Annotated in this window: 25 protein-coding genes and 3 pseudogenes; 7 read left to right on the top strand and 21 right to left on the bottom strand. The window is 33.1% G+C overall.

Features of this window, described 5'->3' with window-relative positions; translation table 11 throughout:
• Positions 1-5 precede the first annotated feature (5 nt).
• The 12 genes from P5P87_RS07810 to gcvT all read right to left on the bottom strand — a co-directional run bounded on the left by P5P87_RS07810 (position 6) and on the right by gcvT (position 9,100).
• On the bottom strand, positions 6-602 hold the full coding sequence (locus P5P87_RS07810; RefSeq protein ID WP_278022165.1) for a hypothetical protein: 597 nt from the start codon (positions 600-602) through the stop codon (positions 6-8).
• Complete coding sequence (locus P5P87_RS07805) at positions 574-777, bottom strand: hypothetical protein (RefSeq protein WP_278022164.1); 204 nt, start codon at positions 775-777, stop codon at positions 574-576. Before P5P87_RS07805 ends, P5P87_RS07810 begins: the two co-directional genes overlap by 29 nt.
• Before the next feature lie 110 nt (positions 778-887).
• Entirely contained in the window at positions 888-1,232 is a 345-nt protein-coding gene (locus P5P87_RS07800) for a hypothetical protein (protein WP_278022163.1), read from the bottom strand.
• A gap of 52 nt (positions 1,233-1,284) precedes the next feature.
• Positions 1,285-1,587 carry a hypothetical protein gene (locus tag P5P87_RS07795; RefSeq protein WP_198857170.1) on the bottom strand — a complete coding sequence of 101 codons (303 nt, stop codon included), beginning with the start codon at positions 1,585-1,587 and terminating at the stop codon, positions 1,285-1,287.
• Between the two features lie 33 nt (positions 1,588-1,620).
• A complete protein-coding gene (locus P5P87_RS07790) occupies positions 1,621-2,118 on the bottom strand; it encodes a hypothetical protein (protein WP_278022162.1) in 498 nt (165 codons plus the stop codon).
• A 91-nt stretch (positions 2,119-2,209) separates the two neighbouring features.
• Positions 2,210-2,935 carry a hypothetical protein gene (locus P5P87_RS07785; protein WP_278022161.1) on the bottom strand — a complete coding sequence of 242 codons (726 nt, stop codon included), beginning with the start codon at positions 2,933-2,935 and terminating at the stop codon, positions 2,210-2,212.
• Positions 2,936-2,977: 42 nt separating this feature from the next.
• The gene (locus P5P87_RS07780; RefSeq protein WP_198857173.1) at positions 2,978-3,523 is read right to left on the bottom strand and encodes a hypothetical protein; all 546 of its coding nucleotides are present in this window, start codon (positions 3,521-3,523) and stop codon (positions 2,978-2,980) included.
• 2 nt (positions 3,524-3,525) lie between these two features.
• A complete protein-coding gene (locus tag P5P87_RS07775) occupies positions 3,526-4,053 on the bottom strand; it encodes a hypothetical protein (protein WP_278022160.1) in 528 nt (175 codons plus the stop codon).
• A 240-nt stretch (positions 4,054-4,293) separates the two neighbouring features.
• Positions 4,294-4,686, bottom strand: coding sequence for a hypothetical protein (locus tag P5P87_RS07770; protein WP_278022159.1), 393 nt, complete (start codon positions 4,684-4,686; stop codon positions 4,294-4,296).
• A 77-nt stretch (positions 4,687-4,763) separates the two neighbouring features.
• The gene (locus tag P5P87_RS07765) at positions 4,764-5,477 is read right to left on the bottom strand and encodes a YebC/PmpR family DNA-binding transcriptional regulator (protein WP_012024626.1); all 714 of its coding nucleotides are present in this window, start codon (positions 5,475-5,477) and stop codon (positions 4,764-4,766) included.
• A gap of 305 nt (positions 5,478-5,782) precedes the next feature.
• Positions 5,783-7,819: a carboxy terminal-processing peptidase gene (locus tag P5P87_RS07760; protein ID WP_278022158.1), complete on the bottom strand. Its 2,037-nt coding sequence runs from the start codon at positions 7,817-7,819 to the stop codon at positions 5,783-5,785.
• A 198-nt stretch (positions 7,820-8,017) separates the two neighbouring features.
• On the bottom strand, positions 8,018-9,100 hold the full coding sequence (gene gcvT / locus P5P87_RS07755) for a glycine cleavage system aminomethyltransferase GcvT (RefSeq protein WP_198857177.1): 1,083 nt from the start codon (positions 9,098-9,100) through the stop codon (positions 8,018-8,020).
• A gap of 234 nt (positions 9,101-9,334) precedes the next feature.
• On the opposite strand from gcvT, the pseudogene P5P87_RS07750 reads away from it, so the two are divergent.
• The 3 genes and pseudogenes from P5P87_RS07750 (at position 9,335) to P5P87_RS07740 (ending at position 11,525) form a co-directional block, all read left to right on the top strand.
• Positions 9,335-10,179 (top strand): annotated as a pseudogene (locus tag P5P87_RS07750) (NAD(P)H-hydrate dehydratase).
• 193 nt (positions 10,180-10,372) lie between these two features.
• Positions 10,373-11,152, top strand: a complete 780-nt coding sequence (locus P5P87_RS07745; RefSeq protein ID WP_278022157.1) for a HipA family kinase — start codon at positions 10,373-10,375, stop codon at positions 11,150-11,152.
• Positions 11,142-11,525, top strand: coding sequence for a DUF3037 domain-containing protein (locus P5P87_RS07740; RefSeq protein ID WP_278022156.1), 384 nt, complete (start codon positions 11,142-11,144; stop codon positions 11,523-11,525). Before P5P87_RS07745 ends, P5P87_RS07740 begins: the two co-directional genes overlap by 11 nt.
• 383 nt (positions 11,526-11,908) lie before the next feature.
• On the opposite strand, the pseudogene P5P87_RS07730 reads toward P5P87_RS07740, so the two are convergent.
• Positions 11,909-13,029 (bottom strand): annotated as a pseudogene (locus P5P87_RS07730) (pectate lyase family protein).
• 237 nt (positions 13,030-13,266) lie between these two features.
• On the opposite strand from P5P87_RS07730, the gene P5P87_RS07725 reads away from it, so the two are divergent.
• Positions 13,267-13,836 carry a Crp/Fnr family transcriptional regulator gene (locus P5P87_RS07725; protein ID WP_278022153.1) on the top strand — a complete coding sequence of 190 codons (570 nt, stop codon included), beginning with the start codon at positions 13,267-13,269 and terminating at the stop codon, positions 13,834-13,836.
• Positions 13,837-14,075: 239 nt separating this feature from the next.
• On the opposite strand, the gene P5P87_RS07720 is transcribed toward P5P87_RS07725, so the two are convergent.
• The 5 genes from P5P87_RS07720 to P5P87_RS07700 all read right to left on the bottom strand — a co-directional run bounded on the left by P5P87_RS07720 (position 14,076) and on the right by P5P87_RS07700 (position 17,291).
• Positions 14,076-14,624, bottom strand: coding sequence for a HutD family protein (locus P5P87_RS07720; protein WP_278022152.1), 549 nt, complete (start codon positions 14,622-14,624; stop codon positions 14,076-14,078).
• A gap of 222 nt (positions 14,625-14,846) precedes the next feature.
• Positions 14,847-15,353 carry a GNAT family N-acetyltransferase gene (locus P5P87_RS07715; RefSeq protein WP_278022151.1) on the bottom strand — a complete coding sequence of 169 codons (507 nt, stop codon included), beginning with the start codon at positions 15,351-15,353 and terminating at the stop codon, positions 14,847-14,849.
• A gap of 309 nt (positions 15,354-15,662) precedes the next feature.
• Positions 15,663-16,487, bottom strand: coding sequence for an SMP-30/gluconolactonase/LRE family protein (locus P5P87_RS07710; protein ID WP_278022150.1), 825 nt, complete (start codon positions 16,485-16,487; stop codon positions 15,663-15,665).
• Between the two features lie 62 nt (positions 16,488-16,549).
• Positions 16,550-16,783 (bottom strand): hypothetical protein, encoded by a 234-nt coding sequence (locus P5P87_RS07705; protein ID WP_278022149.1) that lies wholly within the window; start codon positions 16,781-16,783, stop codon positions 16,550-16,552.
• Positions 16,767-17,291, bottom strand: coding sequence for a hypothetical protein (locus P5P87_RS07700; RefSeq protein WP_278022148.1), 525 nt, complete (start codon positions 17,289-17,291; stop codon positions 16,767-16,769). The genes P5P87_RS07705 and P5P87_RS07700 overlap by 17 nt, the downstream gene beginning before the upstream one ends.
• Positions 17,292-17,427: 136 nt before the next feature.
• Between P5P87_RS07700 and P5P87_RS07695 the strand changes: the two genes are divergently transcribed.
• The 3 genes from P5P87_RS07695 to P5P87_RS07685 all read left to right on the top strand — a co-directional run bounded on the left by P5P87_RS07695 (position 17,428) and on the right by P5P87_RS07685 (position 20,042).
• Positions 17,428-17,823, top strand: a complete 396-nt coding sequence (locus tag P5P87_RS07695) for a helix-turn-helix domain-containing protein (RefSeq protein WP_278022147.1) — start codon at positions 17,428-17,430, stop codon at positions 17,821-17,823.
• A gap of 476 nt (positions 17,824-18,299) precedes the next feature.
• A complete protein-coding gene (locus P5P87_RS07690) occupies positions 18,300-19,319 on the top strand; it encodes an AAA family ATPase (RefSeq protein WP_278022146.1) in 1,020 nt (339 codons plus the stop codon).
• A gap of 102 nt (positions 19,320-19,421) precedes the next feature.
• Complete coding sequence (locus P5P87_RS07685) at positions 19,422-20,042, top strand: RloB family protein (protein WP_278022775.1); 621 nt, start codon at positions 19,422-19,424, stop codon at positions 20,040-20,042.
• A gap of 82 nt (positions 20,043-20,124) precedes the next feature.
• Here P5P87_RS07685 and thrC read toward each other — a convergent pair whose 3' ends face one another.
• From thrC to thrA, 3 genes and pseudogenes are all read right to left on the bottom strand, one after another.
• Positions 20,125-21,414, bottom strand: coding sequence for a threonine synthase (gene thrC, locus P5P87_RS07680; RefSeq protein ID WP_278022145.1), 1,290 nt, complete (start codon positions 21,412-21,414; stop codon positions 20,125-20,127).
• Between the two features lie 394 nt (positions 21,415-21,808).
• Positions 21,809-22,730 (bottom strand): annotated as a pseudogene (locus P5P87_RS07675) (homoserine kinase).
• Positions 22,731-22,880: 150 nt separating this feature from the next.
• Positions 22,881-25,328 (bottom strand): bifunctional aspartate kinase/homoserine dehydrogenase I, encoded by a 2,448-nt coding sequence (gene thrA / locus P5P87_RS07670; RefSeq protein ID WP_278022144.1) that lies wholly within the window; start codon positions 25,326-25,328, stop codon positions 22,881-22,883.
• Positions 25,329-25,579: the final 251 nt, after the last annotated feature.

Below are 25,579 nucleotides of genomic sequence, written 5' to 3'. Positions count from 1 at the left end.
TACCTTCATTTTCGTTTTGAGAATTTCGCTATTGAAAAAACAGAAGCAAGAGTGAAAAAATTAATTTTTACTTTTTTTTTTAGCACAGAGATCATACATGGAATTATAAGTAAAATCAGTATGTAAATAATTATGCCATTAACATAAATTGTAGGTTGTAGTTTATTTGTGTCTCGTAATATAGTTTTGTTTGCATTTTTGCAATACCACACTTTTAAATATTGTCCCTTTTTATCTAATAGGGTATTTTCCATTAAATAAGAACTAGAATAGTATATATTTTCATTTATTTTTTGCTTTTCTAAAACACCATAATACCAAGAATTAGATCCGCTAGAATTGGAAGAATTATTATTCTCTATCTTATAAATGTATAATTTATCTTCTTCATAATATTTGGCTGGATCCAAATTATAATATATTAATTTGAGATCCCTGAAATTATGTGTTAATTCAGAAATTAATCCACCAATAGCAAAGACTAATGTAATGTAGGCTAACAGTTTTCTCATTAATGCTAAGTTAAAATTATTTTCATATAAAAAAACCTTCTGAAATTCAGAAGGTCTGTTTTTATCTCTTTTTCTGCTGTCCTGGAGCATAAGCTTTGGCACTTTTATCTCCATTCATTTTTTTAGCTTGTCCTGGTGGTATTTTTTTGCCAGATGGCGCAGGTGTATAAGTTTGAGTATGTGTACTGCAGCTAATTATACTCAATACCAAGAACAAAAGAACGAGTGCTACGACAGCAATTCGGGTAATTTTTGATGTTTGCATTTTTAATTTTAATTTAAATTTGAGGTGTTGCAAATATAATCGAAATGTGATTTTTTAAGCTATTTAAGTTTAGTTTAAAATGAGTTCAAATAAAATGCATAAGATGTTTTCTATTTTTCGTAAACACCATAAATAAAAATGCTTTCAGGGCCATAACTTCCATGAGTGCAGTAAATAACAATTAGATCATCGTTTTCTGAAATTTCAAATTGTCTCAAATTTTGAGTTTCTGTAAAAGCATAATAAACACCATCTTTTTCTTTTATTTGAAAATTGTATTTTGAAGATAATAATTCGAGCTCTTCCTTAGTATAGAATCTTAAGCTAGATAATACCTTCACATTTTCCTGAATAAGATAAATTCTTTTATTATTTAATTCGACATACGAATTACTCCAAATAGCATAATCATCAGAACTTAACCAATCATTATATTGATCGTTTACTTTATGCAATTTTAAACCGTCAAAAAAAGATACTTGAAGTTTTCTAATTCGTTTTTAAAATTCATTGTGCTATGATGAGGTATTTTATAATTTTTTCGAACGTAAACGACTCTTCTTCCCATTCAAAGGTCTTTACTAGAAATCCGATTTTTTCTAATTTATCAAGATCATCAATTCCAAAGCCGTCCCAGGCAGTTGGAATATCATATTTTTCAGGAAGAGATACCTCGTTCATTTTAAGCGTGTGACTTGGAAGAAAATAAGCCCATTCAGAAAAATATACTATTTCTTTTGTTCCCAACTCCTCACTTGCTTTTTTCAGAGTTTGTTTAAATTGTTCAAATTCAATATTATTTAGTGCCATTATAATTCTGTGTTTGTTAAGATACAATTTAAATCAAAGAGTATCAGGATTTATAAAGCACCAATTTTTATTGAAAGGAAGTTTTTTAAGCTTTATCATATCGTTCCAACTAAAAGCATAATCCCATTCGAACCAAAAATATTCGTCTTGATTTAATTTTAGATATTCATAAGCAAAACGGAAAATCAATTCTGTATTACTGTCTCTTACTTTTTCAATATAAGCAAGACTGCATAATCTTTTATTAGGCACTAAATAATCGAGATCTTTGTCTAATCCAAGTTCGATATCTTCATCATTAACACCTTGAATATTAAATATAAATTGATTTTCATTGGCCTTCGAGCTTGAAACTTTATCATCAATTATGCCTACAGAGGTGTGTTTTAGTTTTCCATCAGGAAAAAACATCTTTACATTGCCAAAATTGAACATTGCATTTATAGTGTAACACACTTTTGTTGCGTCCATAAAAACTTTTTCAGGATCATGTTTCTGCCAATCTTTAATTATATGCGCATATATTCCCATTATTTGATTTTTTAGCCAACAATACCAAACTCAATATCTTCTATTAATGACGTCCACAATCCGTCCTTTTTTAATAATTCTTCATCTATTTTCAGTAATGAAATGTTATTTTGTCTAATATATCATTCATTTTTGAAATAAGTACTAATAGATTTATCCTCTTTTTTTGAATCAGTTCCATTTGTAATTGATTGGATTGGTATTCTTGTCCTCTGTAAATCCATCTAAAGATATTAGGATAAAGAGATCCATTCACAATATTTCTTTTCATAATAATTTTCTCTTCTTTTAAATCATAAACAAAACAGTTGTTTGAAAAAGCCTCAATGATTTGAATTTGAGTAGCATTAATCAAAAAAGCCCATTCGATACTTATATCTTCTTTAAACTTTATTTTTTTACTTTCTAAAGTGCTAAGATCAGTCAAAACCAAACTTCTTTTATTGATTAATAAATGATTTTCTGGGTAAAAGAAACTTCCGACCAAACTGTCCTGAAATGTGTTTCTGTTTTCTCTAAAATATACTTTTAAGTTAGTTTTAGTAAGGTCCAAAGTATTCAATAAAAGAAAATCGTTGTTTGGAATAAATGCAAAATTTTTTGTAGGATGTTCTGTTTCAATTTTTTTATTGAAGACACATCGAATTGTATCTGATGAAAACAACTCTTTGGTTTTATCTATTCCATCAATCAGTAAAGCATAATAGACAAGTTCCTGACCTCTATTAGGTTCTTCCCAGCCTTTATAAACAAATTCAATTTTTTTGTTTTCTATTTTGAAGTCGTTTAAACTAGTAATCTTTTTGAGCTGCATCATGATTTAATTCTAAAAAAGGTCAATTGAAATTCTAATGAAAAATTATTGATCATTTTCTGCTTCCCATCTGCCCAATCGTTTTCTCTTTTCAATTTGATGCAATGCTAATGCTTTTATTTCTTCGTCTTCAGATTGCGAAATAGTTTCTAATGCTTCAATATTGTATGGCTCAGGTTGTGCACCAATAGCGTATATGATTTTACGGATGTAGGGATATTTAAGAGCCTCGTCATATTTATAAAACTCAGGAAGCGAAGAAAAGGCTTGCATTAAAATTTTGATGTTCTCTTTATCGTCATAAAAAGTATCCTGAAAAGAACTAATTATGAATTCATGATCATGATGCCAATTCTCTAATAAAAAGAATTGCAATAATTTCATAAATTCATTATCAGACATAGAAATTGGAAATCTCCATAATATTGCATTAAATCGATTATTGAATACAGAATCTGTTTTTGATTCCAGAAGTAACTGTTTCATCTCTTCAAAATTTGCTCTGTAAGGAAAAATGAGAAACAATTCTTCTCTCCTTATTCTGAAGTTTTTATGTAAAATTTCCCAATCTTTTTCTAATACTTTTATCATTTTTAGTTACTTGCTTTAATTTTAGAAACTATTTCATCTGTCAGTAATGGCGATTCCCAAATGCCAAGAATGTAGGTGATATCTTCTCCCAGCATATCTTCTCCCAGCATATCTTCTCCCAGCATATCTTCTCCCGCGCCTCTAGGTTGACAGTCAAATTGCCAACGAAGGAATTCAATCTTTAAATATTCTTTTCCGTCTAGTTCCATTAAAGTGATATAGCCAGGGCAGTCATACAGTTTATGAATTTTTAAAACGCTTTTATAATATCCTTTTAAATTATCGTCTTCTTCAATTTCGAATCCGTATGTTTTTGATAAAAACAATAATTCATCTAAAGTAAAATCTTCATCAGAAGCTCCACATGATTTAGCAACTAAATTTTTTGTAGAGGTCTTTTTTTCAGAATATTCTACATCTAATAATTTTATAGAAGGTCTTACTAATTCTGTTTTGATTGAACTTATTCCTTCAGTATCGTCGGCGAAATTTACAGATTGTATGCAATAGAAGTTTTCTATTAGTTTCATTTAGAGAATTTGTTTAAATAAAAAAGTCTTTTGAAAACCAAAAGACTTATATTTTTTTAGCTAATAATACTAATGACAATAAATAAGATTACAAGCGCTATTACAGCAAATTTCATAAATTTTGATGATTGCATAATGAAGATTTAAGTGGTTTTACATCTGATATTAGCAAATATAATTTTTTATTTGAAACTAAAACCAAAATAAATTGAAACAAAAAAGTTTTAAAAACTCCAATTTTTATATTTTCCAGTACCTGCAATTTTCAGGAATCATTTCTAAAAATTGATTCTGATTTTCTATAAAAATACCTTTCCAGCCTTCAATAATTCTATTTTCTAAAGCTTGGTCAAAAAAGTTATTATAAAGTTCCTTATGGTCAAAGTCGATATACAAACTAGGAAGATAAGTGCTTTTATCTAAATCGGAATATTCAGTTTTAAATGCATTGTGTATACTTTCAAATTCAATTTTTAAAGATTCTATTTCTTGAAAATAATTATCATTAAGAATGTCATTTTCCCAATCGTCTAAAAGCCACCATGAGTTTTCTCCAAAATAAAGAGATAGTTTGCCATCTAATTTTACGACAGCGAATATTCCATTCTGAAATTTGCTAAAATAAGAATTCATTATTTCTAAGAATTTGTGTTTATGGTAAAAAAAAGCTCCGAAGAATCCAGAGCTTTAAAATATATTTTATAGAAAGACTATTCTTCTTTCATTGTATGATAAACGTTCATTACGTCATCATCTTCTTCTATTTTTTCGATTAATTTCTCAACGTCAGCGATTTGAGCTTCAGTTAATTCTTTAGTGATTTGCGGAATACGCTCAAAACCAGAAGAAAGGATTTCAAGACCTCTGTTTTCTAATTCTTTTTGTAAAGCACCAAAACTTCCAAAAGGAGCGTAGATTAAGATTCCGTCTTCGTCTTCAAAAACTTCCTCAGCACCAAAATCAATTAATTCTAATTCTAACTCTTCAGCATCGATACCATCTTTCGCAATTCTGAAGTTGCAAGTGTGGTCAAACATAAACTCAACAGAACCTTGAGTTCCCATAGTACCGTTGCATTTGTTGAAATAACTACGAATGTTAGCTACAGTTCTGTTATTGTTATCAGAAGCAGTTTCAATTAAGATTGCAATTCCGTGAGGAGCGTATCCTTCAAACAAAATTTCTTTATAGTTAGCAGTGTCTTTATTACTTGCATTTTTAATAGCGCGCTCAACATTGTCTTTAGGCATGTTTGCAGCTTTCGCATTTTGTATAACGGCTCTTAATCTAGAATTGGCATCTGGGTTTGGTCCACCTTCTTTAACAGCCATTACGATATCTTTACCAATTCTGGTAAATGTTTTGGCCATTGCAGACCAACGTTTCATTTTTCTTCCTTTTCTAAATTCGAACGCTCTTCCCATTTCTAATTTTTAGTTTTGTGATGCAAAAATAAGGTTTTCCAAATTTTTACAAAAACAAAACAATTCTTTTTTATAGAATGTTTTTGAGATTTTTTAAGATTCAAGTTTCAGATTTCAAGTTGAATGGCTTAAGTAGAATGTAACCGCAAAATGCGCAAAGACATTATTTTTAAAGTGAGGTTTGCAAAACGCAAAGCTTTATATAAAAAACTTTGTGAATCCCGCATAAACAATAGCAATCGGGATTGCAGTAAAAAAAAACTTAGAACCTTAGCAGACTTAGTATCTTAGAATCTAAAAAAAAACTATTTCATGCCTCCGTTAAATTCGTTAATGATGTTTACAGCTTCGTTGAGGTATGGATTTATTTTAAGGTTATCCATTTGATCTTGATTAATCGTTTTATCATTTGGATAAGCGCCTAAAAGAAACTGATTAACACTAGAATTGTAAACATCAAGCGGATTATTTTCGTCATTAAAAGTATTGATCTCTGTCCAAAGTGCACCTAATGTCTTTTTTTGTGTAAAAACCGCATCCAATGTCAACGGAATTTCAGATTTTGGAGCATTTACAAGCTGATCTATTTTAATATTGATCTTTTTGATATTGTTAAAAAAGTAATTATCAGATAATCTCTGCGCGCTGTTTTTTGCAATTTTATCTATTAGATTTCGCTTTACGTAAGTTTTGTATTTTAAGAAAGGCTCGATACTATCGTTTTTCATAGCGGTCGGAAAATCGCTTTCTTTTTGATAGATGTCTTCGTAAAATTCAGGAAGTACAACATCTGGTTTTACGCCTATATATTGGTGGCTTTTACCTGTAATTCTGTAAAACTTATTAATAGTAATTTTTAAGAAATCGGTATTTTTTTCCTCGTCAAGCGGAAGAATAGTCTGCATTGTAGCTTTTCCTAGCGTAGAGCTTCCTAACAAAAGAGCTCGATTATAATCTTGCATAATAGAAGAAAAGAATTCGCTTGCCGAAGCCGTGTTACTATTAACTAGTACTACAATTGGTCCTCTGTAAATAACACCTTTGAAAGGATCATTAATTACAGATTTCTCTTTTTTATTGTCAACGACTATCGAAAGCGGACCATAATCTACAAACATTCCAGCAAGTTTTATGGCTTCTTCCATAGAACCGCCGCCATTATCGATAAGATCAATAACAAGCCCTTTTATGTCGTCTCGCCGCAGTTTTATAACTTCGCGGGCAACATCATCTGCACATCCTTTTCTGCTAGTGCCATCAAGGTCGGCATAAAAGCTTGGAATTTTAACATATCCAATTTTGCTGTCTTTGCCAATGATGAAACTAAAAACAGAATTTTCTTCATCTTTCATCATTTTCTTTTCAATATAAACATCAAAACTTTTACCAGAATTGCGTTTTAAAGTAAGTGTAATCTGTTTGTTGTTTTCTGATAAAATCATTGAAGAAATAGACTCTAATGAAGCGCAAGAAACCTGAAGCGTTTCTTTTTGGTTGGAAATAGAAATAATCTGATCGCCTTTTTTTATCTGCCCAGTTTGATACGCAGGACCGTTTGGATCTACCTCATCAATAATGATTTCGTTTTTCTCGTTGAGGTTTACTGTCATTCCAAGCGACAAATGTTCTTTTGATAAGGAAGCAACAAAACTTGTTTTAGAATCATCGCTAAAATAAGCCGTATGCGGATCAAAGTATGTGCAGAAGAAATTATATAGTTTTTCTTCCTGTTTGGTATTAGATTCTATTAGGGTGCTAAAACGGCAAATTTCATTTGTAAGAATTTGATTTTTAGAAATTTGTTCAATCGATTTGAAATTGGTTCTTAAAGAATCCAGATTATCACTTGTTTCGGCAATATCGTCTAAGATTTGATAACGCAGTTTTTTTACCCAAACCTTTTCTAAGTCTTCTTTCTTTAAATAAAAAGCAAAAGATTTTTTATAAAAACGTATAGTATCTTTTTTAGAATAATCAATTGGCATGGTCTGAATTTTTTCTAAAACTTTCTTAGTGCGTATAAGACCATTTATGTAAGTAGCTTTTATATCAGTAAGAAAACTGCAATCGTTTTTTAAGATTAAATCGTCAAGATTGTAGCGATATTTTTGAGCCAATTCGTCGTATTCGCTCTTATAAAAAATATTGCGAGAAGGATCCAGTTCGTTAATAAGATTGTCAAAAACAAACACAGAGAGGCTGTCATCAACAGGTTTAGGTCTTAAATGTTCCGCTTGAATGAGCGCATTTATTTTGTTTAATATTTCACAAGTTTCTGCGCTGTTCTGACCAATAGATATAGTTGATGTTAGCAAAAAAAGGAGTAGTGAAATTTTTTTCATAAATGAAATTCATGGTTCATCATTAAAGTTACACTAATTTTTTTACAAATTGTAGTATTTTTTTCGAAATATCGACAACTAAAAGTATTTAACCGTTAAACGAACAAACAGTAGAAGAACATTGGCTAAAACAGTCTTTTATACAAACAAAAAATGCGTTACATTGGTAACGCATTTTTTAATTTATTTCTATAAAAATTATTTCTTGTAGAATGGCAATTTTACCACTTTAGCAGGAACATCATTTTTTCTAATTCTAATAAAAATATCGCTGTCAACTGCGCTATTAGCAGTTGTAACGTAACCTAAACCAATTCCTTTATTCATAGAAGGAGACATTGTTCCAGAAGTTACAATTCCGATTACCGCTCCAGAACCATCAACAATTTCATAATCGTGTCTTGGTACCGCGCGCTCCTGCATTTCAAAAGCAACTAATTTTCTTGCAACACCAGCTTCTTTTTGTTTTTTAAGCGCTTCAGAATTCGTAAAATCTTTAGTAAATTTTGTAATCCATCCTAAACCAGCTTCAAGAGGAGAAGTAGTGTCGTTGATATCATTTCCGTAAAGGCAGAATCCCATTTCTAAACGTAAAGTATCGCGCGCAGCAAGACCAATCGGCTTAATGCCAAAAGAAGCTCCTGCTTCAAAAACTTTATTCCAGATTGCTTCAGCATCTGCATTTTTGCAGTAGATTTCAAATCCGCCAGAACCAGTATAACCAGTAGCAGAAATAATTACGTCACTAAATCCAGCAAAATCAGCTACTTCAAAATGATAATATGTAATCGCTGACAAATCAACAGAAGTCAAAGACTGCATAGCTTCAACTGCTTTTGGTCCTTGAATCGCTAGTAAAGAATATTCATCAGAAAGATTCTTCATGTCAACTCCTAAATCATTGTGAGATGAAATCCAGTTCCAGTCTTTTTCAATATTCGAAGCATTTACAACTAGTAAATACTCTTCTTCTTTCATTTTATAAATAATCAAATCGTCAACAATTCCGCCTTCGTTATTTGGAAGACAAGAATATTGCGCTCTTCCAATTGTCAAAGTAGAAGCATCATTTGAAGTCACTTTTTGAATCAGAGCCAAAGCATTTGGACCCGTTAACAAAAATTCACCCATGTGCGAAACGTCAAAAACTCCCACGCCGTTACGAACTGTTTCGTGTTCAGCATTAACCCCTTCATAAGTAATAGGCATATTATAACCAGCAAAAGGAAGCATTTTTGCTCCTAAACCTTCGTGTATGTGCGTAAGCGCAGTATTTTTCATTGTGTTGTTTTATAAAATTGTTTTGCAAATCTATTCAAAAAATATCGATTTCGAATACCTTAAATTATAAATTTCGCAATAATTTGGAGCTATTTCCTGCTATCCGCTATATCTTTTTGTTTTTAAAGAAAAAACAAAAAGGATGCCGCTACTATCAGGGCTAGGACTATCAGTTTCAAAAGACGAGTTTTGATTTCAATTTTTTATGTAATTTTATTGTATAAAATCGTCTAGATGAAATCATCGTATTTAATTACAAAAGAAGAAATTCTAAAATTATACAAACCTATAAATCCTAAAACTCATAAAGGAACACAAGGTCATGCGGTGATTATTGCCGGAAGTTATGGCAAAATAGGAGCAGGAGTTTTAGCTTCAAAATCTTGTCTAAAATCTGGCTGCGGACTCGTAACGACTTTTATACCAAAGTGCGGTTATCAAATCCTTCAGATCTCTATTCCAGAAGTCATGACCGTAACCGACGAAAACACAAATTTTATTACCAACATTCATTTACCGCTAATCCCGCAAGCCGTTGGAATAGGTCCAGGAATAGGAAAGGAGCTAGGAACACAAAAAGCCTTATTTGAATTTCTGCGAATAAATAAAGCGCCTTTAGTTATCGATGCAGACGCATTAAATATTATCTCAGAAAATTTATCATGGCTAGAATTGGTTCCAGAAGACACAATTCTAACACCTCATCCAAAAGAATTAGAACGTTTGATAGGAAAGTGGAATTCAGAAGCCGAGAAATTCCAGAAAACAATTGCTTTTTCAGAAAAATACAAAGTGATTATCGTCATGAAAGGCGCACCAACATTCATTATAAACAGAACTTCTGTTTACGAAAATACAAGCGGAAACGCCGCACTTGCGACCGCAGGAAGCGGAGATGTCTTAACCGAATTCTCACAAGTCTTTTAGCACAAGGTTACGAACCCAAATATGCTTCCAAAATGGGCGTTTACCTCCACGGATTAACAGCAGATCTGGCTTTGCCAAAAACAGGTTATGAATCTTTTACGGCTTCTACGATTATTAAGTATTTAGGGAAAGCTTTTTTGAGTTTAGTTTAACCGCAAAGTTCGCAAAGGTTTACGCAAAGAACGCGAGGATTGTTTTACATGATAAAGAATTTGCTCGTAAAGGCGCGAAGCCGTAAAGTTTTTATATTCTTTGCGACTTCGCGCCTTTGCGAGATTAAAAAAACTCTACGAACCTTGCGTAAACCTTTGCGCTCTTTGCGGTTAAAATCATTAAGTTTGTAACATGAAAAACTTCGATCTTAGAACAGTAAACGTCATGCGTTATATCACGCCACTGCGCGAAGGCGGTTCTTTACCCGCATTAGCAGAAGCTGATGACGATTTTAAATACGTATTAAAATTTAGAGGAGCCGGACACGGCGTAAAAGCTTTAATAGCCGAATTAGTTGGCGGACAAATCGCAAAAGCTTTAAAATTGCAATTGCCAGAATTAGTATTCGCAAATCTCGACGAAGCTTTCGGAAGAACAGAAGGCGACGAAGAAATCCAAGATTTACTGCAAGGAAGTCAGGGCTTAAACTTAGCACTTCACTTTTTATCTGGCGCAATTACTTTTGATCCAGTTGTAACAACTGTCGATGCTAAATTAGCATCACAAATTGTTTGGCTAGATGCTTATATAACCAATGTCGACCGAACTTTCAGAAACACCAATATGTTGATTTGGCATAAAGAATTATGGCTGATTGATCATGGTGCGTGTTTGTACTTTCATCATTCTTGGAGCAATTGGGAACAACATGCTAAAAGTCCGTTTGCATTAATTAAAGATCACGTTTTACTGCCTCAGGCTTCAATGTTAAAAGAAGTTGATACTGAGTTTAAAGCGATTCTTACACCAGAAATTTTAGAAGAAATTGTCAATACGATTCCGCTAGACTGGTTGCAGTGGGAAGATGCAGACGAAACTCCAGAAGGATTGCGAAATGTTTATTTGCAGTTTTTAAAGACAAGAATAGAGAATTCAGAAATATTTGTAAATCAGGCGCAAAATGCAAGATAATCACTTATACGAATATGCTGTGATTCGTGTTGTGCCAAGGGTAGAGCGCGAAGAATTCCTGAATATCGGAATCATTTTGTTTTGCAAAAAAGCTAGATTTATAAAGGTTCTTTTTCATTTAAATAAAGAAAAAATACAAGCCCTTTCTGCCGATTTCGACATCGAACAGTTAGAATGTAATTTAACTTCATTAGAAAAAATCGCCAAAGGAGCCAAAGACGGCGGTCCAATCGCCGAATTTGAAATTCCAGAACGTTTTAGATGGTTAACAGCCATTAGAAGTTCAGCAATTCAAACCTCGAGACCTCATCCAGGTTTTAGCCAGGATTTGGAGAAAACGATTCAGAGATTGTTTGAGGAGTTGGTGCTTTAAAAAGTAGCTAAGGTTCTAAGATGCTAAGATTCTAAGTTTTTTGTTGAGGCGCATAGCAGTGCGTTTGACATTCTTTAAGAAATATCGCAAAGGCGCAGAGGCGCAAAATTTTTTGATAAAGTTTCCATACACTTTGTCATTTCGACGAAGGAGAAATCTTCACAAGTAACTCCACAAAGTATATCGCCAATCTTTGTCGAGCTTCTCGAGAAGATTTCTCCTTCGTCGAAATGACAATTTTGGGTATACTATATGAAATGAAAAACTTTGCGCCTTTGCGTTTTCGAGGCAAAATAAAAAATAAAAAATAAAAAACCACGAACTGCATTTACTGCAATCCGTGGTTCTAACTAAAAACTAACTTACTATTTATTCTAATTCAATTAAAAAGAACCGCAAACATTACCTCCTAAAGTAGGTCCTGCATTTGCAGAAATATCAGCTTTAACCGCAGTTTTAGCCAATTTTACGATAGAGTATGGCGGAGTAAAAGCAGTACCGCTTCCAGCCTGAGTTCCCGTTACACTTGTAAATACGTTATCAGTAGCTGTAACAGCAGTATAACCCGTCATTAAATCGATTGGATTTTTTACCCCTTCAAAAACATTGCTTTCTACGCGAATATTTGCTTCAAATCCTCGCCGCAATACATTTATTGCTTACAGTGCTATTAAAGAAACTGTTTACAATATGCACTTGTCCAAAACGAACTCTAGGCATTCTTTCTTTACATCCAGGAGCCCACCAGCATCTTGCAAAAGTGATTCTTAATTTACCGCGGTCGGCAGTTGCACCATCGCTAGAACCAATTAAGTTAGAGAAACGGTGATCATCAGTTCCGCCAGAACCTCCGGCTTTTGGCGCTTTTAGATAGTGGAATTTAGTGTATGTAACAGAAATATAATCTGATTTGTTTTTGATGTCGAAGTTTCCGTCAACACCGTCTCTAAATTCGCAATGGTCTACCCAAACGTTTTGGCAGTCATCTAAAATTGCATTATCCCAACCATCTGTATCGTAAGCACCTGGACCTTCAAAAATCAAGTTTCTAATAATGATGTTTTTACATCTTTTAATGTTTATGATTCCAGAACCGTCTTTAGTTTGATTCGTTGAAACCAATTTTGCACCGCTAGCACCATAAATTGTTTTTCCGGTTTGATCTTGAAAAGACAATCTAGTAGTAATGGTAATTGTTCCAGAAACTTTAATCACTTTTACAGAAGTGTTTTCAATCGCCGATTTCAGCTGAGCGTAAGTGGTAACTGTAGTTTCGGCAGAAGACCCGCCACCAGTTGTTCCACCATTTTGCGAGGCCCATCCTGGAACCTCAGCGCAATTTCCAACTTTTGCCGTAGTATTGGTTGCTGAAGCATCAATCGCTGTTTCGTTTGTTGGTTGAATACTTGCTTCTGTGTTTGAAGCGATTTCTTCAGAATTACATGCCGTAAATCCGAGAATCAATGCTTGCTGCGAACATTGAAAGTTTTGATTTTAAGTTCATAATTAAGTTTGGTTATTTATAAAAGTTTGACAACGCAAAACTCAATATTATTTGTAGGAAAAAAGTTGAACAAGTTCAAACTTTTACAAAAAAATCTACGAAATGTATTTTTTTAACACTTGTAAATTTACAAAAATGCACAAATAGCTTATTTTTACGTAATCGATTACATTGGTTAAGCCCCTAATTAATGATGAATCGATAAACAAACTTATTCCTTAAACAAAAACCACAAAAATGTACAACCTACTAAGAAAAAACATTGAAAGGAAAATTCCGCTCACAGATGAAGAATGGGACATAATTGTTTCGAAAGCAGAGATTATCAAACTCAAAAAGAATCAATTTCTGCAAATCCAGAATTCAAACAGCAGTTACGAAGGATTTATTTTAAAAGGATCGTTCAAAACCTACATTGTAAATGAAAATGGAACAGAAACCGTAATTTTCTTCTCGTTCGAAAACGAATGGATTTGCGATCTGGAAAGTTTTTACCATCAAAAGCCGACCACGTACAACATTAAAGCCATTGAAGACAGCGAAGTAGTGGTCATTAATAAAATGCAAAAAGCGTATTTGTTTGCCGTTATCCCAAAACTCATTAAGTTTCATGTTCTCATGATTGAACGTGCCAATGTTGCCATTCAGCAAAGACTTCTGGATGTTCTTCATAAAACCTCAAAACAACGTTATTTGGATTTTAAAGAACGTTATCCACAAAAAGTAACTTCGATAAACAACAAGAATTTGTCTTCGTATTTGGGTGTTTCGCATGAGTTTTTATCGAAGATAAAAAGGAGATGCTAAGGTGCTAAGATTCTGAGATTCTAAGTTTTTATTTCACGCAGATTTTATAGAGATTAATACACTAATCTCATTTTTGTCATTTCGACGAAGGAGAAATCTTCGCGAGAAGCTCTACAAAGATTGGCGAAATACTTTGCGGAGCCACTTGCGAAGATTTCTCCTTCGTCGAAATGACAAACTGCATGGGAACTTTATATAAAAACTTCGAGTCTTCGCGTCTTCGCGGCAAAAAAACTCGATTAAAAATCCAACATCCCAAAAAGGCATTCATTAGAAAAATGAAAGCTTATATTTTCCTTTTTTTGATTTTCAATAACCAATAAATCATAAGGTTCTAAATGGTACGGCTTCTCATTGATTGTAATAACGGTTGTATCTAAAGAAAATACAATCGCTACTTCAGCATTATAATTCTGATTATTATTGGCTATTTCCAGTTTATGATAGGATATTTTTTCAGAAACCATCCAATTAAAATCAGAGCCTTTGGTGAAAGAAGTTACCTCATCATTCGAATTAAATTCCATGATTTCATACTTCCCATATTCCTTTTTTTCTTTGTTTACCTCAACCTCTAAGATGTTATCAAGCATAACTAAGTATCGGTGATAGCCTTTAAATTTGGTAAACTCTGAAGGTACTTCTTCAATTGTAGCACTGCTTATTCTAAATGCGAAATCTCTATGGGCATAAATTGCGGTTTTTGGATAGATCATATATTCATATGTCAATCCGCCACTCCAAATAGAGGGTTTCGTGTTTTTTTTAGAGAAAAGCTGTATGTTCATTTATTGAATATTTTAATAATTTTATTCTCTTTTTTTGTCCTCCTGAGCGAAGTCGAAGGATCATAAGTAGCTCGACAAAGAAGAAAAACTTTGCTGAATAGCTTGGCGGTCCTTCGACTCCGCTCAGGAAGACAAACTGTATGGAGAGCTTTATCGAAAAAACTTTGCGGCTCTGCGAGATTAAAAAACTTCGTGTCTTCGCGCCTTCGTGGCAAAAAAAACTTAAATACTTTTCTCCAAATAAATAAACTCCAAAGGTTCAGCAGAAACTGTCGTATGAATTTCACTCTCAGGGAAAGCTTCACGTTTTCCTGTATCTACATAACCATGACGTTTATACCACGCGACAAGCTCTTCACGAACTGAAATTACTGTCATAATAATACTTGACAATCCTAGAGATTTTGCATGATTTTCGGCTTCAGCCAAAAGCTTTTTCCCGATTCCGCTGTTTTGAAGTTCTGGCGAAACGGTTAGCATTCCTAAATACAATTGATGAGCTTTTTCAACCAATAAAACCGAACCGATGATTTTGTCATTTTCTGTAAATTTCAGAATTGTATTTTTTGGATCAAGAAAGATTTCGGTCATTTCTTGTTCGTCGGTTCTTTTTCCTTCTAGTAAATGCGCTTCGGTTGTCCAGCCTTTTTTAGAAGTTTCACCTCTATATGCTGAGTTTATTAAGATAGTTAATGCTGGAATGTCTTCTATTGTTGCTTTTGTAATCATGTTAAGCTGATCGTATTATGAATATAAATGGTTTCCAGTTTTAAATGGAAAAATATTTGAATTGCCTCCAGCTTTAGCTGGAGAAGCAAAATTACATTAGAAAATGGCTTTAGCCTAATCTTTTGAGTTTTTTGGCTAAAGCCGAAGCTTGTTCAAAAAGTAAACCTCCAGCTAAAGCTGGAGGCAATTGAAAATTTAGATTTTTTGTAATATTTTAAAGTTTATTAGTCATAAACATGTTCAATTATTCATTGGGCTTCTAAAATTGATAATTTAAAAAGGAAATACAGCCTTTTATTATTGTTTTATTTAAGCGAATATGCTTGCTATGGTTTTCTTGAAAAGAGAAGGGACATAGATTATTTTTTTCTCCTTGTCGAGTCCTATATCGGCTGTGTAATATTCTTCTTTTCTGGTATCTGAAAGGATTTCTTTTGAGCCATCTTTATTTACATAATAAATAATTCCAGTCCAACAGCTCACAATAAAAGCATTGTCTGTTATTGGCTCAATTCCATCTGTATTTTCATCCATGCCTTCTGCCAAAAGTTGTTTATTCTTTTTAGGATCCATTTTGTATAATGATCCACTGTCTAAAAAATACAAATCAGTATCAATAGCTTTTAGGCCATTAGGTTTGTTTAGGTTTTCTAAGTAAACAGTCGCAATATCATTTTCTAATTTGAAAATCTTACCCACTTTTGGATCAGAAACATAAACAACTCCTTTTTTATCTACAGTTACATCGTTTAATATTTTGGTCGCATCAACGGTTATTTTTTTCAGTATTTTTTGTTGTTTGATATCTATAATTACAATTTCTGTAAGGTCGGCTACAAATAACTTATTCTTGAATTTTGCCATTCCTTTTGGGGCATTTAAACCTGATATCCAATTTAAATTAATGATTTTTCCATCGACAGTTAATTTTCCTATGCTTCCTTTTCCGTCACGTTCAGCCGGCGAACCATCCATTAAAGAGGTATATAAAATCTGATCTGTTTTATCTAATAATACCGATTCAGGAACGGGCAAAATACTATCGGTTATCCAAATTCTATTTAAAGAATGTTGAGCAATACTCGAAAAACTAATTGTAAATAACACTAAAACATAATAAACATTTTTTTTCATTTTGATTGGCTTTTGATTTTTCTTTGTGTTCACGAACGGGACGCTTGCGCTAGAAGGGGAAACTAATTGTTTTTCCGTGATTGAATCAAATCTAAACGATTTTGAATTCGTTCAATAATATCTAAATCATTGTCACCATGAATATCTCTTATATTATAATTTGGATTTCTTGGGTCAGTTGTTTTCTGAAATTCATTAATATTAAGATTGAACAATGCCTGTCCAAATCTCTCACTTGGATACTTTTCCAAATAAGATTCTATTAACTCAAGGATAAGTTTATGCTCTGGTTTCATCTGAACTATTTTTACTTAAATCTTCGAAAAATTGTATTGGATCACTTAAAAATCGTGTAGCATTTGAGGCTTTAATACTTTTTAAAATATCCTCTAAATTTGGTTGAAAAATTTCACCTTTTAAATCAATTAAAACCAATTGATTTTTTTCGCAGAGATTTAGAATTGATTGTAAAACTGCTGTAATATTGCAAGCTTTTCTTAAATCAATTCGAAATTGAAAACTTTCAATTTTCGATTTATTATCGCTTAAACAAATACAAGCGTCATTATCTTCGTCTGTATTTCCATTTCCTTTCCAGTTTAGACAAGTGTCATTTCCCCAATTCGCTTTCGGAATAATTTGATCCATTTCAGAAATGATTGAAGGAATATCACCACCAAAATTTTTCCAAAAAGAATCAGTCTCTGGTAAATATTTTGTTTTGTTGTTTTTAAAAATGCATTCGTAATTATTATCGATTGAATTTTTAGGAACTACGATTAAAAGATATTGCCAAACTGCCATTTTACGATAAGATTAATAATTGGTAATTACTCTCGAGATTGCTAATATATAAATTATGAAAAAAGTATCTTACAAAAACAACTTTGTTTTTTACAGGAATTTATTTTTGTTTAAGAATTTTAAATATCTTTGAATTATGAGTACAGCAACAAAACCAAAACATATCGGCAGAAATATAAGCCGTATCAGAGAGCTTAAAGATATGAAGCAGGATGCACTAGCATTGGCTTTAGGAATAAGTCAGCAGATGGTTTCGAATATTGAAAACAGCGAAACGGTTGACGAGCAAAGATTAATTGAGATTGCAAAAGCCCTTGGAGTTTCTGTTGAAGCAATTAAAAACTTTTCGGAAGAAGCTGTTTTTAATATTATTGGAAATACTTTTCAAGATCATAGTGCAATTGCTTCAGGTGATTACAATTCTAACTGTACTTTTAATCCTTTAGATAAAGTGGTTGAACTTTACGAACGTTTGGTGCAAGCTGAAAAAGATAAAGTTGAGTATTTGGAGAAATTATTGAATGGGAAATAACCGTTTTTAAGATATATTAAATTGAGAAGAGACCTTTTGAATGAGGTCTCTTTTTGTTTGTGTTTACAAGAGAGATGTTTGTGTTAGGAACAATAAAATCTAAATCTACTATAAATTTTATTTGTTTTTGGAGAGATGATAAAAGAACTAATTTGTTACAATCATTATTATAAGTCTTTCTTTAAATGATCGGAAGAATGTTTTGTTAAAATAAGTTTGTAATTAAATCATAATAATTACATTTGTTTTAAAATTGAGAAATTTTCTCAAATTAAAACCTCTATTATGTTGTTAGAATTCACAGTTGGGAATTTTTTGTCATTTAAAGAAAAAAAACATTTACTTTAGAAGCTTCCAGTATTACGGAATATAAAGATAATGTTGTACAAAAAGGGAAATATAAAATACTACGTTCAGCTGTTATTTATGGAGCGAATTCTAGTGGTAAAAGTAATTTTATTAAAGCTCTAGAGTTTATGGTTGAAACAGTTAGAAACTCCTCAAAATTAAATTCAACGGATAAATTAAATGCGAAACCTTTTTTACTCAGTGATAAAACAGTTAATTTACCAAGTCATTTTGAAATTTTATTCACTAAATACGGAAAAAGATATAGGTATGGTTTCGAGCTTGATAATGAAAGAATTCATGAAGAATGGCTATATATATTAAATGAGAAGTCAAAAAAAGAAACTCTATATTTTATTAGAAATATTGATGGAATCGGGGTCGCTGATGTTTTCGAGGAGGCAAAAATGTTTATTGAAAATACAAAAGAGAATAGCTTGTTTATATCTTTGTTAGATCAGTTAAATATTGAAATAGGTAAGCAAATAATGGGATCTTTCTCTTATATTTTTATACAATCTGGTGTAGAGCATGAAAAGTCTATTACTATGACCTCTTTGATGCATCAGACTGACACTTATCAAGAAACAGTGGAAAAACTAATAAATAGTTTAAATTTAGGTTTTCGATCTTTTCATCTTGAAACGGGCTCTAATGAAACTTTTAAAAAACGAATTAAGACTATTCATAATATTTTTGATGATAATGGAAAAATAGTTGGGGAACGTGAATTTAAATTAGTTGAACATGAATCTTCTGGAACTAATAAGGTATTTGATATTTCGGGTCATATTGCTTTTGCACTTTCGCTTGGATTGCATTTGTTTATTGATGAATTAGATGCAAAATTGCACCCCATTTTAACTCAAGAAATTATTAAATTATTCAATAATCCAGAAACAAATCCTAATGATGCTCAACTAGTTTTTACTACTCATGATACCAATTTGCTTGGTGCAAAACTTTTTAGAAGAGATCAAATTTGGTTTACGGAAAAAGATAATTGTGAAGCTACTGATTTGTATTCTTTATTGGAATTTAAAGATGAAGATGGAAATACAATAAGAAAAGATAGAAGCTTTGAAAAAGATTATATAATGGGGCGTTACGGCGGTATTCCTTATATTTCAAACTTTCAAGAGATATAATATGGCAAATATTATTAAAATTGACAATGCTGTTCTTAAGAGGCAAAAAAGAACAGAAAAAAACGAAAACAGAACACTAAAGAAGTACGGGTCTATTTTTTAATAGTTTGTGAAGGAGAAAAGACTGAGCCGAATTATTTTAAATCATTCAAATCAAATGTAAAGTCATTTGTTTATACAATAGATACACAAGGTGAAGGATCAAATACAAAAGATTTAGTCAAAAGAACTATTAAGGCAAGAGAAAACTCAAGTCAAAAATATGATAGAGTTTGGACTGTTTTTGATCGAGATAGTTTTAGTCCGGATAATTTTAACGGAGCAATTCAATTAGCAAATAGTCAAGATATTAAAGTAGGATGGTCTAATGAAGCTTTCGAGCTTTGGTATTTATTGCATTTTCAATATAGAAATACTTCAATGTCAAGAGAAGATTATAGAAAAGCGATTGAAGATGAGATAAATGCTAGAATCGCAAAAGAATCAAAAAGCAAGAAGCCAAAAAAGTTTGAGTACAAAAAGAATAGTACAGAAATGTATAATATTTTGGAAAAATATGGTAATCAAACTCAAGCGATAAAATGGGCTGAAAAGTTGATAGCAACACATACCTGTGAAAATTATGCTATTCATAATCCTTGCACTTTAATTCATCTTTTAGTTAAGGAATTAATAGGGGAATCGGAAGAATTAATAAAAGAAATTAAAGATAGAGATGCTTAATTTTCTTTAGTCTTTTTATAAAAAAAAAAGCCAAGAATTATGTTCACTAGTTCTTGGCTTTTAATTTTTTATAAGAAACTGTTTACCCCAAAAAAGCCTTCAACTCCTCATAAGTCCCAATCTTCACACTAACTTTTTCCTCATTAATAACACTCTCAATTTGAGCAGGAAGAGGAAGCGTAATTCCTAAAGCAGGTTCAACAACATCTAAAAATTTAATAGGATGCGCCGTTTCTAAGAAAATACCAATTGCATTAGGGTGTTTTTCAAGTTCTTTTTTCAAACCTAAATACCCAACAGCACCGTGAGGTTCTGCGATATAACCGTCTGTGTTGTAGATTTTCTTTAAAGCTTCAAGCGTTTCTTCGTCAGTATAACTATAAGAAGAAAAGTCTTTTTCGAAAGCTTTTAAGTCGTTATTGTACAGTTCCTGAATTCTAATAAAGTTACTTGGGTTTCCAACGTCCATGGCGTTAGAGATTGTTGCTTGAGAAGGTTTCGGGTCGTATTTTCCGTTTTCTAAGAATCTTGGCACGGTATCGTTTACGTTTGTAGACGCAACAAAATGTTCAATTGGCAAACCTAATTTCTTTGCCATAATTCCAGCGCAGATATTTCCGAAGTTTCCGCTTGGGCAAGAGAAAACTAAAGGTTTGTTTTGGCTTTTCAACGCTTTGTAAGCAAAGAAGAAATAAAACATTTGCGGTAACCAGCGCGCAATATTAATCGAGTTTGCTGAGGTCAGGTTTTTATGCGCCAAAGTTTCATCTAAAAACGCTTTTTTCACCATATCCTGACAATCGTCAAAAACACCGTCAACTTCAAGCGCTTTAATGTTTTGCCCCAAAGTAGTCAATTGTTTTTCCTGAATATCGCTCACTTTTCCAGACGGATATAAAATGACAACATCAACGCCGTCAACGCCTAGAAATCCGCTTGCAACGGCTCCGCCTGTATCTCCAGAAGTAGCTACTAAAACCGTGTTTTTAGCGTCTTTTTTGTCTTTATTGAAATAGCCCAAACAACGTGACATAAAACGCGCTCCAACGTCTTTAAAAGCCATTGTTGGCCCGTGAAATAATTCTAACGAATAGATTCCGTCTTCGACTTTCACAACAGGAAAATCAAAAACTAAAGTTTCGGCAATGATTTCTTTTAGCTTTTCTGCAGGGATTTCGTCGCCAACAAATTGTTTAATCGCTTCAAAAGCAATTTCTTCGTGGCTTAAACTTTCAATTTTTTCAAAAAAAGAAGGATCAAGCGGTGTAATGCTTTCTGGGAAATATAATCCTTTGTCAGTTGCTAATCCTTGTATAACAGCTTCTTGAAAAGAAACTTTTGGGGCATTATGGTTTAAACTGTAGTATTTCATTGGTTGTTTTTTATTTAACCACAAAGCACGCAAGGAATTGGTTTCTTTTGAAAACGCAGAGTTCGCAAAGCTTTGTGGTTATATTTTTTATTCAATAGTTATTTTTAAGCATTTTTGTCATTTCGACGTAAGGAGAAATCTTCGCAAGTAACTCCGTAACGTTATTCCAATCTTTGTCGAGCTTCTCGTGGAGATTTCTCCTTACGTCGAAATGACAAACTGCATGGTTATGTTTTGTGTCTACTCTTTGTGTGATCCTTCGTTCCTCAGGATGACAAACTGTGCGGTTATACTTTGCGGGCCATACTTTGCGGGGCTTCGACTCCGCTCAGCCTGACAAACGTTATGTATAACTTTTAATATTTAATTCTTCTTACTTAATACATCTCACATTTTACAAAATGCGGACACCATCAGGATTTATCTTTGAAACGTGAATTTCATACGGTAAATTCATTTTTTCGTAAACGTCACTCATGGCTTTTGCGATTTGGTCAGCGGTTTCTTTTCCTCTGCTTAAAGCGAAAATTGATGGGCCAGAACCTGAAATTCCAGAACCTAAAGCGCCGTTTTCGTAAGCCGTTTGTTTGATTTGATCGAAACCTGGAATTAAAACACTTCTTAAAGGCTCAACGATTTCGTCATGAAGCGAACGTCCGATTAATTCGTAATCTTTGGTGTAAAGACCTGCAACCAATCCGCCTACATTTCCCCATTGCATGATGGCGCTTTTTAAGGAAACGTTTTGTTTTAAAACCGAACGAGCGTCAGAAGTTTTCAACTCAATTTGCGGGTGAACCACCGTTGCGTACAATTCTTCTGGACTATCAATTCTGATTATATCAAGTGGCGCGTAGCTTCTTACCAAAGTAAATCCGCCTAAAAGGGCAGGAGCAACGTTGTCGGCATGCGCGTTTCCGCTGGCTAATTTCTCGCCCTGCATCGCAAACTGAACTAAATCTTTACGAGAATAAGGTCTTCCTAATAATTCATTAATTCCGAAAACCGCTCCAGCAGAACTTGCAAGCACTACTTCCGATTCCGCTTCCAGCTTTGATATGTTTATAAATTTCGATTTCGAATCCGAAGTCTAGTTTGTCCAAAGTTTCCAACATCGCTAAAGCCGCAACTCCAGAAACGTTTTTCTCGGTTTCTAAAGGCAAATCGGCACCGACAATTTTAGTGATTCGAACTCCTTTTTGATCGACTTTTCGAACAATCATTTCATCGCCCGCATTGTCTAAGCAAAGTCCAAGTACGTCAAATCCGCATGAGAGGTTGGCAATTGTAGCTGGGCAAAATAGTTTAATTTCCATTTTTAAGGTTCTGAGGTTCTAAGATGCTAAGATTCTAAGGTTTCTGTAGCAACTTTTTATTTTTAGTTTCTAAGGTTTCGAGATTCTAAGAGGCTAAGATTAGTTTTAAAAAAAAACTCAGAACCTTAGCATCTTAGAACCTTAGCACCTTTAAATATTTCCTATACGAATAACGTCTGCAAAAATTCCTGATGCTGTTACTGCTGCTCCAGCTCCAGCTCCTTTGATCAATAAAGGCTGATCTACGTAACGATCTGTGTAGAAAAGCACGATATTGTCTTTTCCTTCTAAATTGTAGAAAGGATGATCTTTTGGAATGAATTGTAGACCTACGCTTGCTTTTCCATTTTCGAATTGCGCTACGTATTTCAATCTTGAATCTTTGGCTAAAGCTTCTTTATAAATATCTTCAAAATGAGCGACGTGTTTGATTAACGATGCGAAGAAATCTTCGTTGTTTGTTGTTGCTAAACATTCTGCTGGCAGGAACGATTCGTTTGCGATGGCGTCAATATCCATTTCATAACCACTTTCGCGAATTAAAATTAGGATTTTACGCGCTACGTCGATTCCGCTTAAGTCAATTTTTGGATCTGGTTCTGTGAATCCTTGAACTCCAGCTTCTTTTACCACATCGTGGAAAGAATTGTTTTCGTCAAAATTGTTGAAAATAAAGTTCAAACTTCCAGATAAAACCGCTTGTATTTTGTGCACTTTATCGCCAGATGCAATCAGATTTTTTACTGTATCGATAATTGGCAATCCCGCGCCAACATTCGTTTCAAACAAGAAAGGAGCATTGTATTGGCGAGATAAGCTTTTTAGTTTTTTATAGTTGTCGTAAGCAGAAGAACAAGCAATTTTATTACAAGTTACAACCGCAATACTTTCTTTTAAGAATTTCTCGTACGCTTCTGAAACCGTTGCGTTTGCAGTGATGTCTACGAAAATACTGTTACGTAAATTCAGTTCTTTTGCTTTTTTAATGAATTCTTCAATGCTTGCTGGTTCGCCTTCGCTTAAAGCGGCATCCCAATTTTTTAAAGAAATTCCGTCTTCATCAAAAATCATTTTTCTTGAGTTAGACAAAGCAATTACGCGAACGTTGATCTTTAAATTATCTTTTAAGAACTTTCTTTGGTTGTGAATCTGCTCGATGAATTTTTCTCCCACATTTCCAACTCCCATTACAAATAGGTTCAGCTGTTTTGTGTTTTCTTCGAAGAAATTCTCGTGCAAAGTATTCAATGCTTTTTTAACGTCTCTTTCGTTAATTACAGTCGAGATATTTCTTTCAGAAGCACCTTGCGCAATCGCACGAATGTTTACGTTGTTTTTTCCTAAAGTGCTGAACATTCTACCGCTTAAACCTTGGTGATTTTTCATGTTTTCGCCTACCAAAGCAATAATGCAAAGGTCTTTTTCTACATAACAAGGATCGATTTTGTTCTGCGAAATTTCGATTTCAAAAGCGCTGTTAATTGCAGCTTCGGCATTATCAGCATCCGAATTCAAGATTCCGATACAAATTGAATGCTCAGAAGAAGCCTGAGTAATAAAAATTACGTTGATTTTTTCTTGAGACAATACTTCGAATAATCTTCTTGAAGAACCTGCAACTCCAATCATTCCCGGACCTTCAAGAGTTAAAAGCGAAATATGATCGATATGGCTAATTCCTTTTACAACAGTATCTTTTGATGAAACTTGATTGGAAATTAAAGTTCCCTCAGCTTCTGGCTCAAAAGTATTTTTGATTAAAATTGGAATGTTTTTTCTTAAAACTGGCTGAATTGTTGGCGGATACAACACTTTTGCACCAAAGTGCGACAATTCCATTGCTTCTTGATAAGAGATAGTGGCAATTGGCTGTGCTTGTTTTACAATTTTCGGGTTTGCAGTAAACATTCCGTTTACGTCAGTCCAGATTTCCAATTGTTCCGCATTGATTGCTCCAGCGATAATGGCTGCAGTATAATCAGATCCACCGCGACCTAAAGTCGAAGTGATTCCGTCAAGAGTCTGCGCAATAAATCCAGGCATGATATTGATTTTCGATTCATTCGAACCAAAATATTCCTGAATCAATTTATTTGAAACTTCGAAGTTAACGGCTGCTTTTCCGAAGTTATTATCTGTTTTAATTAATTCTCGGCTTTCTTTATAAACTGCATCTTTGCTGATTTGCTGATAAGCTTGAGCGATGATAAATGAAGAAAGCAATTCACCGAAACTTAAAATAGTATCGGCAGTTCTAGGAGATAATTCGCCAAGTAAGAAACATCCGTCTAGTAAAGTTTCTAAATGATTGATGATTCTTTTTACATGGCTTAAAAGACTACTTTGTTCGCTTACCGGAATCAGTTCTTTTAGTGTGTCAAGGTGCTTTTTCTCGATTTCAGCAACAACTTCTCTAAAGCTTTCATCGTTTGCCGCTGCTTTTGCCGCCGCCAATTGCAGTAAATCAGTTACTTTACTAAGAGCAGAAACTACTACAACGAGTTGATCCTGTTTTGCTTTTTGGTTTACAATGTCGAGAACGAGTTTTATATTTTGAGCATTGGCAACCGAAGTTCCGCCAAATTTTAATACTTTCATTTTAGTGATATTTTTTAATAAGGTGCAAAGATTTTGAGTGACAAAGGTTCAAAGATTATCGACTGTGAACTGAAACCGAAAACTGCGACTATTTTTTTTGTAAATGTTTTTTATGTATCCAATAACTCTCTTCTTTCAAGAAAAAAGTATAGGTAACCTAGGATTATATGTAAAAATGTATACCCCTAAGGGGTAGTAGTTGTTGTAGTAGTAATAATGGTAGCAAGCAATTGCAACTCCTGTTGGAGCTG

Origin of the sequence: Flavobacterium ginsengisoli (assembly GCF_029625315.1) — a bacterium.
GTDB lineage: Bacteria > Bacteroidota > Bacteroidia > Flavobacteriales > Flavobacteriaceae > Flavobacterium > Flavobacterium ginsengisoli.
The sequence above is the reverse complement of the archived record's forward strand: the minus strand, read 5'-3'. Positions and strand labels throughout refer to the sequence as shown.

Excerpts from the sequence above, each read along its gene's own strand:
- P5P87_RS07810 (WP_278022165.1), bottom strand. The coding sequence starts at position 602 with ATGCTCCAGGACAGCAGAAAAAGAGATAAAAACAGACCTTCTGAATTT.
- P5P87_RS07805 (WP_278022164.1), bottom strand. The coding sequence starts at position 777 with ATGCAAACATCAAAAATTACCCGAATTGCTGTCGTAGCACTCGTTCTT.
- P5P87_RS07795 (WP_198857170.1), bottom strand. The coding sequence starts at position 1,587 with ATGGCACTAAATAATATTGAATTTGAACAATTTAAACAAACTCTGAAA.
- P5P87_RS07790 (WP_278022162.1), bottom strand. The coding sequence starts at position 2,118 with ATGGGAATATATGCGCATATAATTAAAGATTGGCAGAAACATGATCCT.
- P5P87_RS07785 (WP_278022161.1), bottom strand. The coding sequence starts at position 2,935 with ATGATGCAGCTCAAAAAGATTACTAGTTTAAACGACTTCAAAATAGAA.
- P5P87_RS07780 (WP_198857173.1), bottom strand. The coding sequence starts at position 3,523 with ATGATAAAAGTATTAGAAAAAGATTGGGAAATTTTACATAAAAACTTC.
- P5P87_RS07775 (WP_278022160.1), bottom strand. The coding sequence starts at position 4,053 with ATGAAACTAATAGAAAACTTCTATTGCATACAATCTGTAAATTTCGCC.
- P5P87_RS07770 (WP_278022159.1), bottom strand. The coding sequence starts at position 4,686 with ATGAATTCTTATTTTAGCAAATTTCAGAATGGAATATTCGCTGTCGTA.
- P5P87_RS07765 (WP_012024626.1), bottom strand. The coding sequence starts at position 5,477 with ATGGGAAGAGCGTTCGAATTTAGAAAAGGAAGAAAAATGAAACGTTGG.
- P5P87_RS07760 (WP_278022158.1), bottom strand. The coding sequence starts at position 7,819 with ATGAAAAAAATTTCACTACTCCTTTTTTTGCTAACATCAACTATATCT.
- gcvT (WP_198857177.1), bottom strand. The coding sequence starts at position 9,100 with ATGAAAAATACTGCGCTTACGCACATACACGAAGGTTTAGGAGCAAAA.
- P5P87_RS07745 (WP_278022157.1), top strand. The coding sequence starts at position 10,373 with ATGAAAAACTTCGATCTTAGAACAGTAAACGTCATGCGTTATATCACG.
- P5P87_RS07740 (WP_278022156.1), top strand. The coding sequence starts at position 11,142 with ATGCAAGATAATCACTTATACGAATATGCTGTGATTCGTGTTGTGCCA.
- P5P87_RS07725 (WP_278022153.1), top strand. The coding sequence starts at position 13,267 with ATGTACAACCTACTAAGAAAAAACATTGAAAGGAAAATTCCGCTCACA.
- P5P87_RS07720 (WP_278022152.1), bottom strand. The coding sequence starts at position 14,624 with ATGAACATACAGCTTTTCTCTAAAAAAAACACGAAACCCTCTATTTGG.
- P5P87_RS07715 (WP_278022151.1), bottom strand. The coding sequence starts at position 15,353 with ATGATTACAAAAGCAACAATAGAAGACATTCCAGCATTAACTATCTTA.
- P5P87_RS07710 (WP_278022150.1), bottom strand. The coding sequence starts at position 16,487 with ATGAAAAAAAATGTTTATTATGTTTTAGTGTTATTTACAATTAGTTTT.
- P5P87_RS07705 (WP_278022149.1), bottom strand. The coding sequence starts at position 16,783 with ATGAAACCAGAGCATAAACTTATCCTTGAGTTAATAGAATCTTATTTG.
- P5P87_RS07700 (WP_278022148.1), bottom strand. The coding sequence starts at position 17,291 with ATGGCAGTTTGGCAATATCTTTTAATCGTAGTTCCTAAAAATTCAATC.
- P5P87_RS07695 (WP_278022147.1), top strand. The coding sequence starts at position 17,428 with ATGAGTACAGCAACAAAACCAAAACATATCGGCAGAAATATAAGCCGT.
- P5P87_RS07690 (WP_278022146.1), top strand. The coding sequence starts at position 18,300 with ATGGTTGAAACAGTTAGAAACTCCTCAAAATTAAATTCAACGGATAAA.
- thrC (WP_278022145.1), bottom strand. The coding sequence starts at position 21,414 with ATGAAATACTACAGTTTAAACCATAATGCCCCAAAAGTTTCTTTTCAA.
- thrA (WP_278022144.1), bottom strand. The coding sequence starts at position 25,328 with ATGAAAGTATTAAAATTTGGCGGAACTTCGGTTGCCAATGCTCAAAAT.